The 8,893-nt window shown below is 59.3% G+C and carries 4 protein-coding genes and 1 pseudogene; 1 reads left to right on the top strand and 4 read right to left on the bottom strand.

Annotated elements, in window-relative coordinates:
• Positions 1 to 96: 96 nt before the first annotated feature.
• The 4 genes and pseudogenes from ACF8MI_RS20795 to ACF8MI_RS20780 form a co-directional block, all read right to left on the bottom strand.
• A complete protein-coding gene (locus tag ACF8MI_RS20795) occupies positions 97 to 1,512 on the bottom strand; it encodes an efflux transporter outer membrane subunit (RefSeq protein ID WP_104834675.1) in 1,416 nt (471 codons plus the stop codon).
• Positions 1,509 to 4,688, bottom strand: a complete 3,180-nt coding sequence (locus ACF8MI_RS20790) for an efflux RND transporter permease subunit (RefSeq protein ID WP_200929382.1) — start codon at positions 4,686 to 4,688, stop codon at positions 1,509 to 1,511. Before ACF8MI_RS20790 ends, ACF8MI_RS20795 begins: the two co-directional genes overlap by 4 nt.
• Positions 4,689 to 4,700: 12 nt before the next feature.
• Entirely contained in the window at positions 4,701 to 5,942 is a 1,242-nt protein-coding gene (mexE, locus tag ACF8MI_RS20785) for a multidrug efflux RND transporter periplasmic adaptor subunit MexE (RefSeq protein WP_019099270.1), read from the bottom strand.
• A gap of 464 nt (positions 5,943 to 6,406) precedes the next feature.
• Positions 6,407 to 6,535 (bottom strand): annotated as a pseudogene (locus tag ACF8MI_RS20780) (transposase); the annotation flags it as partial.
• A gap of 402 nt (positions 6,536 to 6,937) precedes the next feature.
• Here ACF8MI_RS20780 and ACF8MI_RS20775 point away from each other — a divergent pair.
• On the top strand, positions 6,938 to 8,893 hold a 1,956-nt coding region (locus ACF8MI_RS20775; protein ID WP_392517772.1), incomplete at its 3' end, for a phosphatidylinositol-specific phospholipase C domain-containing protein.

Here is an 8,893-nt window from a genome sequence, read left to right as displayed (position 1 = left end):
GCTTTCTTTTGCCATAAAAAAGCCCCGCGGACCAAGGCCTGCGGGGCAAACGGTTGGGGGAGGAGCCAACCAAAGGAGTCGTTCAAGCGGGGTGTATCAGTGTGCGCTGGCCACGGTTTCCGGTTGCCAGCCACCGCCCAGGGCCTTGTAGATCGAGACAATGCCGCGGTACAGCTCGACTTCGCCCTGGGCCTGCGCATCTTCTGCGCTCAACCGTTCACGCTCGGCATCGAGCAGCACCAGGTAGTCGACCGTCCCTTCGCGATAGCGGATCGAGGCCAGCTCTGCCGCCTTGCGGCTGGCATCGCTCTGACGCATCAGCGACAGCAGCCGCTGCTGGGTCTTGTCGTAATCGCTGAAGGCATTGGCCGACTCTTCCAGGGCCAGCAATACCTGCTGCTCGTAATTGGCCAGTGCCCCTTCGGCATCGGCCTTGGCGCCGCGCAGGCGGGCCCGCACACTGCCCAGGTCGAAGGCCGCCCAGGTAATGCTTGGGCCCAGTGCCCAGGCATTGGCGGCCGAAGAGCCGATTTGGGAGCCACGCGCGGCGGTAAAGCCCAGGAAGCCGCTGAGGCTGACGCGGGGGAACAGGTCTGCCGTGGCCACGCCTACGTTGGCGGTGGCGGCCGCCAGTTGGCGTTCGGCGCTGCGGATATCCGGGCGGCGGCGCAGCAGTTCGCCCGGATCGCCTACCGGCAACGCCTTGGCGATGGCCGGCAGGGCCTTGGGCGACAGGTCTACGCTGAGTGCCTCTGGGCGCTGGCCGAGCAGGGTGGCAATGCGATGACGCGCCCGCGCCTGTTCAGCTTGCAGTTGCGGCACAGTGGCCTCGACCCCGGCCAGGCGTGCATCGGCACGCACCACGTCCAGGTCGTTGCCCACGCCGGCATCGCGCAGGGTTTCGGTAATGGTCCGCGATTCCTGCTGAGTCTTGAGGTTGGCCAGGGCGATCTTCTCGCGCAACTGGGCACCGCGTAGCTGCCCGTAGGCATCGACCAGCTCGGCGATCAGGCTGACCTGCAACTGCTGCAAGTCGGCGGCGGCTGCCGCTTCCTGGGCTTCGCTGGCCTCGATCTGGCGCTGGATGCGGCCAAACAGGTCAAGCTCCCAGGCCATGTCCAGGCCCAGGTCGTAGCGCTCGCTGTTCACCCGCTGCGTGGTCTGGCCGGGGATCTGACCCTTGCCAATGTCGCTGCTGGCACGGCTGGTGACCACCGGGAACTGGTCGTTCTCGGCGTCTTCACGGATCGAGCGGGCCGATTTCAAACGGGCGAAAGCCACGCGCAAATCACGGTTGCCGTCGAGCGAGGCCTGTACCAGCTGGTTCAGCACCGGGTCATCGAACTGCTTCCACCACAGGCTTTCGAAGCGGGTACGGTCGTAGGCGTTGGCCTGCACGTCGCTGTTCAGCTGCGCAGGTTCGGTGGCCGGGGCCTGGTAGTCCGGGCCTACCGCACAGGCCGCCAGGGCCAGTGCCAGCAGGCTTGGGGTCAGGGGTTTGAGCAGGTTCATGCAGGGTTCTCCAGCGAGTGAACGCGTGCGGCCTTGCGGGCCTGGCGACGCTCGACGAAACGGCGAATCAGGAAGAAGAACACCGGGGTCAGGAACAGGCCGAACACGGTCACGCCGATCATCCCCGAGAACACTGCCACACCCATGGCGTGGCGCATTTCGGAACCTGCACCGGAGCTGAACACCAGGGGCACCACACCCATGATGAAGGCGATCGAAGTCATCAGGATCGGCCGCAGACGCAGGCGGCAGGCTTCCAGCACGGCAGCCAGCGGGTCGAGGCCTTTGGCCTGTTCATCCTTGGCGAACTCGACGATCAGGATCGCGTTCTTGCACGCCAGGCCCACCAGTACGATCAAACCGATCTGGGTGAAGATGTTGTTGTCGCCACCCGACACGATCACACCGGTAATGGCCGACAGCAGGGTCATCGGCACGATCAGGATCACCGCCAGTGGCAGGCTCCAGCTTTCGTACTGGGCAGCCAGTACCAGGAACGCCAGCAGTACGCACAGCGGGAACACCAGCAGTGCAGTATTGCCCGAGAGGATCTGCTGGTAGGTCAGGTCGGTCCACTCGAAGGTCATGCCGTTGGGCAGTTCCTCTTTCAGCAGTTTCTCGATCGCAGCTTCGGCCTGACCAGAGCTGTACCCCGGGGCGGCGGCACCGTTGATTTCTGCGGTGATGAAGCCGTTGTAGTGCATGACCCGGTCTGGCCCGGAGGTGTCGCTGACCTTGAGGAAGGTCGCCAGCGGGATCATCTCGCCCAGGTTGTTACGCACCTTCAACTGGCCGATCTGTTCGGCATCGAGGCGGAACTGCTGCTCGGCCTGGACGTTGACCTGGTAGGTGCGGCCAAAGCGGTTGAAGTCGTTGGTGTACAGCGAGCCCAGGTAAACCTGCAGGGTGTCGAAGATGTCGGTGATCGCCACGCCGTGGGTTTTGGCCTTTTCCCGGTCGATGGCGGCATCGACTTGCGGCACGTTGACCTGGTAGCTGGTGAACAGGCCCGCCAGCTCCGGCACGTTGTGGCTTTTGGCGATGATGTTCTGGGTTTCCTTGTACAGCGCTTCGTAACCCAGGTTGCCACGGTCTTCGATTTGCAGGCGGAAACCACCAATCGTGCCCAGGCCCTGTACCGGCGGCGGTGGGAAGATGGCGATGTAGGCATCCTGAATGTCGGCGAACTGGGCATTCAGTGCAGCCGCGATGGCTGCCGCCGACTGGCTCGGGTCTTTGCGCTCATCGAACGGTTTGAGCGGGGTGAACACGATGCCGCTGTTCGGGCTGTTGGTGAACCCGTTGATCGACAGGCCCGGGAAGGCTACTGAGTCGGCAACACCGGGTTGCTTCAGGGCAATTTCGCTCATGCGCTTGATCACCGCCTCGGTGCGGTCAAGGCTGGCCGCGTCTGGCAGCTGGGCGAAGGCCACCAGGTACTGCTTGTCCTGGGCTGGCACGAAACCGGTCGGGGTGGACGAGAAGCCCAGGTAGGTCAGGCCCATCAGGCCAGCGTACACGAACAGGGCGATGCCGCTGGAGCGGATGACACGGCGCACACCACCGACGTAGCGGTTGGAGGCGCGGTCGAAGAACCGGTTGAACGGGGAGAACAGCCAGCTGCCCAGCAGCTTGTCGAGGAACCGCGAGAAACGGTCCTTGGGCGCATGGTGGTCCTTCAGCAACACGGCAGCCAGGGCCGGCGACAGCGTCAGCGAGTTGAATGCCGAGATCACGGTGGAAATGGCGATGGTCAGGGCGAACTGCTTGTAGAACTGCCCGGTAAGGCCGGAAATGAATGCAGCAGGTACGAACACGGCGCACAGCACCAGGGCGGTGGCGATGATCGGCCCGGTCACTTCGCTCATGGCCTTTTGCGTGGCTTCCAGCGGTTTCAGGCCCAGCCCGATATTACGTTCGACGTTTTCCACCACGACGATGGCGTCGTCCACCACGATACCGATGGCCAGCACCAGGCCGAAGAGTGACAAGGCGTTGAGCGAGAAGCCGAACAGGTGCATGACTGCAAAGGTACCGATCAGCGACACCGGCACAGCCAGCAGCGGGATGATCGAGGCGCGCCAGGTTTGCAGGAACAGGATCACCACCAATACCACCAGCACCAAGGCTTCGAACAGGGTGTGTACCACTGCTTCGATGGAACCGCGCACGAAGATGGTCGGGTCGTAGACGATGCTGTAGTCCATCCCTTCCGGAAAGTCCTTCTTCAGCTCGGCCATTTTTGCCCGCACTTCGTCGGAGATCTCGATGGCGTTGGAACCGGGGCGCTGGAAGATCGGGATGGCCACGGCCGGCTGGTTGTTCAGCAGCGAACGCAGGGCGTACTGGCTGGAGCCGAGTTCGACCCGCGCGATGTCCTTCAGGCGGGTGATTTCGCCATCGGCACCGGCACGGATGATGATGTTTTCGAACTCTTCCTCGTTGACCAGACGGCCCTGGGTGTTGATCGACAGCTGGAAGCTGGTGGAGCCGGGGGCGGGCGGTGCGCCCAGCTGGCCTGCGGCCACCTGGCGGTTCTGCTCGCGGATTGCAGCGACCACATCACTGGCGGTGAGGTTGCGCGAAGCGGTCTTGTTCGGGTCCAGCCACACGCGCAGCGAGTAGTCGCCCATGCCGAAGAGTTGCACGTCGCCCACGCCGCCCAGGCGCGCCAGCTCGTCCTTGATGTTGAGGATGGCGTAGTTGGACAGGTAGAGCATGTCGTAGCGGTTGTCCGGCGAGGTCAGGTGCACGACCATGGTCAGGTCAGGCGAGGCCTTGTCGACGGTGATACCGATGCGGGTCACTTCCTCGGGCAGCTTGGGCTGGGTGCGGGTGACGCGGTTTTGCACCTGTACCTGAGCGTTGTCCAGGTCGGTGCCCAGGGCGAAGGTGATGGTCAGCGTCAGCTTGCCGTCCGCGGTGGACTGGGAGGACATGTACAGCATGTTCTCCACACCGGTAATGGCCTGCTCCAGCGGCGCGGCGACGGTTTCGCCGATGACCTTGGGGTTGGCACCGGGGAAGTTGGCGCGCACCACCACGGTGGGTGGCACCACTTCGGGGTATTCGCTGATCGGCAGCTGGAACAGCGAGATGGAGCCCGCGATCAGCAGCACCAGCGACAGCACCGCGGCGAAGATTGGCCGGGTAATGAAGAATTTCGAGAAGTTCATCGGTGTGGTCCCTTAACCGCGTGGCGCCTGGGCGCTGGCGACTTTCACGTTATTGCCCGCCACCTTCGGCGCCGGGTTGCTGGCCTCCAGGGCTTGGCGCTGCTGGGCGAGGGCGGCGAGGGTCTGTTCGCTGGCCATCTGGGTTTCTTCCGGCGTGACAGGTGAACCAGGGCGCACGCGTTGCAGGCCCTTGACCACGATGCGGTCATCCTTGCCCAAGCCACTGCGCACGATGCGCAGGCCTTCGAGCTTCGGCCCCAGCTCCACGGCGCGGTAGGCAGCCTTGTTGTCCTTGTCCATGACCAGCACGAACTTCTTGCCAAGGTCGGTGCCCACGGCTTCGTCGTTGATCAGCACGGCGTCGTACTGGGCGCTGCCCACCAGTTTCAGGCGCGCATACAGGCCCGGGGTGAACTGGCCGTCGCTGTTGTCGAACACCGCACGGCCACGGATGGTGCCGGTGCGCGGATTGACCTGGTTGTCGACGAAGTTCATCTGGCCCAGGTGCGGGTTGCCGCTTTCGTTGGTCAGGCCCAGGTACACCGGGGTGCTCTGGCCACGCTGGCCTTCGCGTGCCAGCTGGGTGTACTTGAGGTACACGCGCTCGTCGGCGTCGAAGTAGGCGTAGACCTTGTCGGTGGACACCACGCTGGTCAGCGGGGTGACATCGGCGCTGACGATGTTGCCGGCGGTGAACTCGGCGCGGCTGACACGGCCACTGATAGGCGCGGTGACGCGGGTAAAGCTGAGGTTAAGGCGTGCCAGGTCGAGCTGGGCCTGAATGGCATCGACCCCGGCACGGGCTTCGGCGGCAGCGCTGCTGCGCGACTCGGCCAGCTCGGCGGAGATGGCGTTGCTGTCACGCAGGCGTTCGCCACGGCGGGCCTCGTTGGCACTGCGAATGGCAGTGGCCTTGGCCTGTTGCAGCTGGGCTTCAAGGCGGCGGACTTCAGCCTGGAACGGGCGTGGGTCGATCTGGAACAGCAAGTCGCCTTTCTTGACCTGGGCGCCTTCGGTGAAGGCCACCTGGTCGATCTGGCCGGAGACCCGTGGGCGTACTTCGACGGTTTCCGGGGCTTCGAGGCGGCCGGTGAACTCGTCCCATTCGTTGATCGGTTGCTCGATCACCTTGGCCACACTGACCTTTGGCGCGGCGGGAGCCTGCACGGCGTCTGGGGTTCGACCGCAAGCGCTGATCACCACCACTGCCAGGGCAGCGAGGGGAAAGCGCAAAGGTTTGAGTGATTGTTCCATGGAGAACTCCGCCAATGTATGAGTAGTGGGCGGAGTGTGAGTGTGTTGCGCGTGAGGCACGAATCGAACGGGGCGAAGGTTATTATCACGCTGAATGATATGTGCGGGTCATTCATAGATGTCGGGCATGATTGGGGTTGAGCTGTACCCCGTTCGTGCCGGGGGCGTCAAACTATGCGTATGCGGTCACGGTCACCTGGGGAGGCTCGTGCCGCGAAGGAGGCGCAACGCGCCCCTTGGCACGATCTGCTCAGGAAGCAGAGCATCCAGCTCAGGTCATTGAGCATCAGTCGGCCTTTTATCAAAGCGAGACTTTGTCATGGTTTCGATGAAGTGATCATTGGGGAAACCCCGATCAAGTTTGCCCGAGCGCAATGAGCTACGTCTCGACCGGGTCAGAACCAGGGCTTTGCCCTCGTTCTTGCACGCTACAGGCGCACCTCTCCCGTAGCGCTTATAACTACCTACGCCGTCCACAGATTCGACAGCGCAAACAGCCCGCTCAGTTGCGCCGTGTTCTTGGCCAAGCCACGAAAGCGAGTCGTCACATAACCGAACTGGCGCTTGATCACCCGGAATGGGTGCTCCACTTCGAAATCGGAGAAGCTCATCTGACTCATGAGCAAGGCTTGCGTTCGGAGAATACCTAGCATTTTTGCTAGTTGCCTTGTGCAAGGCTACTCGGCAGAGTGGATGCGCAAGCAGCGGAAAAGCGGGTTCCGCATGAAGCTTAAATATACGCGATCCTTTAGATGTATTTATTGTCACTGTTTTTCCGGGTTTTGGTGCCCCTTTATGTTCATGCGCTCCGTAGCCACTGAGGGCAGCCTTTAGCGGGGTGCCAATGCTGAATTATATAGCGCATATAGAGTTCTGAGATATTGCTAAGTGGAATGCCTGCGGGGCAAATTTTCTACATTTTTTTCGTGCTTTTGTATTGGTTATGGGCCTAGCGGATAATTACGCTAATCAGAAAAGTGCAGAAGAGGAATATCATGATGAACGAGATTGCTTCGTGTGGTGTTGGGCTAAGGAGGTTTGAGTCGTTCATGCGCCTTCTCCGAGAAGCTCGTTGGAGTGGAGGTGCTCCTATATATCTGGCGCGTTGGTTGTTAGCGCTGCTCATAATGTTGTTGAGCGGTCTCGTGTCGGCGCAGCAGTCTAGTATCAATAACGCCCGGCCAGGTACGGTAGTGGACAAATCACGACCATTCAGTGACTATCAATGGGTGATGTCCCATAATTCATTTGTTACCAACACCTGGACGGGCACCCCTAACCAAGACCTGTCGATTTCAGAGCAACTAGCCCATGGAGTGAGGGGGCTTATGCTGGACACCTATAATAATCCAGTTCAGCTGTGTCATCCCAAGTTTGATTGTCAAACTACCTTGGCCGCAGCTCTGAATACGGTGGCTGCGTTTCTGGCGGCAAATACAGATGCCGTAATAACTATTCATTTTGAGGACTACGCTAGCAGAACAGCCATGCAGAATGCGTTCAATGCTGTTCCGACTTTAAAAAACTTTGTTTTCAATCCAAAAGGGCGGTGGGGCGGGCGCTCTCAGTGGCCAACGTTGCAAGAGATGGTTGACGCTAATCAGCGGCTCATTCTCATCACGCAAAAATCGGAAAATGCGGGTGCTTATGCAAACAACGTTTATATGTTTCATGATAAGGCTATTACCGTCGAAAACTACTGGTCTTTGGGTGGTACTATTTTTAGTCACGATTTAAGTTGCAAGACACGTTGGTCTGATATCCCCTTGAATACAAAGCGAGCCAGTCACACTGACTTCGATGGCTGGTCGCGGCTTTTTGTTATGAACCACTATCATGGTGTTCCCTTAAGTCTGCATAGTGGCGACGACAATGAAATTGGAGGTCGAGTGGGGCTCGTAGATCGGATTAATGGACAGTGCAAGCCAGCCGCTGAGCGAGCCCCCAATTTTATTGCGGTCGATTTTGTTGAACAAGGCGATGTTCTGGAGTATGTCGAGGCCCATAATAATGGGGGCATTGTTGCCTATGAGGGTAATAATGTAAGCCAATCTCTTGTTTGTACGTTCTCCACTGCGTTTGATCGGACCGTTAACTTGCAGGGGAGCGATCAGGCTCGGCTCGGATGCGAAAATGACGAAATGCGATCTTTTTCTATGTCAGGGGTAAAAAAGGGGGCGCAAATTACATTTTATGACAGTCCGGATGGTAACCTGCAAGACGATTACGCAGTTGTCGACATTAAGCGCGATATTGGCCGTGACAAAGTGGTGAAGGTTAATACCTTCGAGCAGCCATTCTATAGCAATGATGATTATCAGATCGTTTGGGTCAAAAATAATGGGCTCGACGGGAAGGTAAGTCGAATCAAGGTGGAAAACGATGTGTCCTTCGATTTTTCAGGTGCGTCAATTGTTTTGTATGAAGGCAGGGACGGTAGTCAGAACAATGTTTGTACCATTAAGCTGGATGGTGACTATGCATTCAATTTTCCTAGCAGTCGGGGGTGCGATAATGATGAGGCTGTTTCCGCTCGCTTGCTCAAGGCAAGGAAGAATACGGTCATCCAGTTTTATGGTAATTGGAACTCAAATACCTGTGATCAGGGCTGTTCAACCATAACTGTCAAGGAGGATGTAACCACGCCTGTCACAATTCCCAGGTTTGAAAACAATTGGACCAGCCCTGATCGCAAGGTCCAAGTTGTTCGTTCGGGCGGAACACAGCAACTTGATGGCAAAATATCATCGGCTCGGGTATCAATTGATCCCTTTGCTGGTCAGAACGTCGTACCAAAGGCAGCATCATCGGCTTCAGACGGATTTTTGGGGGGGTGGGGGCCACTCCGGAAATGCCAGGCCGGAAAATTTGTTTGGGGCTTCAGGCTGAAGAGTGAGCCTTACATGGGGAAGGGAGATGACACGGCTTTGAATGCCATCGAGATGTACTGC

Source organism: Pseudomonas sp. yb_9 (assembly GCF_043103635.1).
In the GTDB taxonomy this organism is placed as follows: Bacteria; Pseudomonadota; Gammaproteobacteria; order Pseudomonadales; family Pseudomonadaceae; genus Aquipseudomonas; species Aquipseudomonas monteilii.
This window is presented reverse-complemented; position numbering and strand designations above follow the sequence as displayed.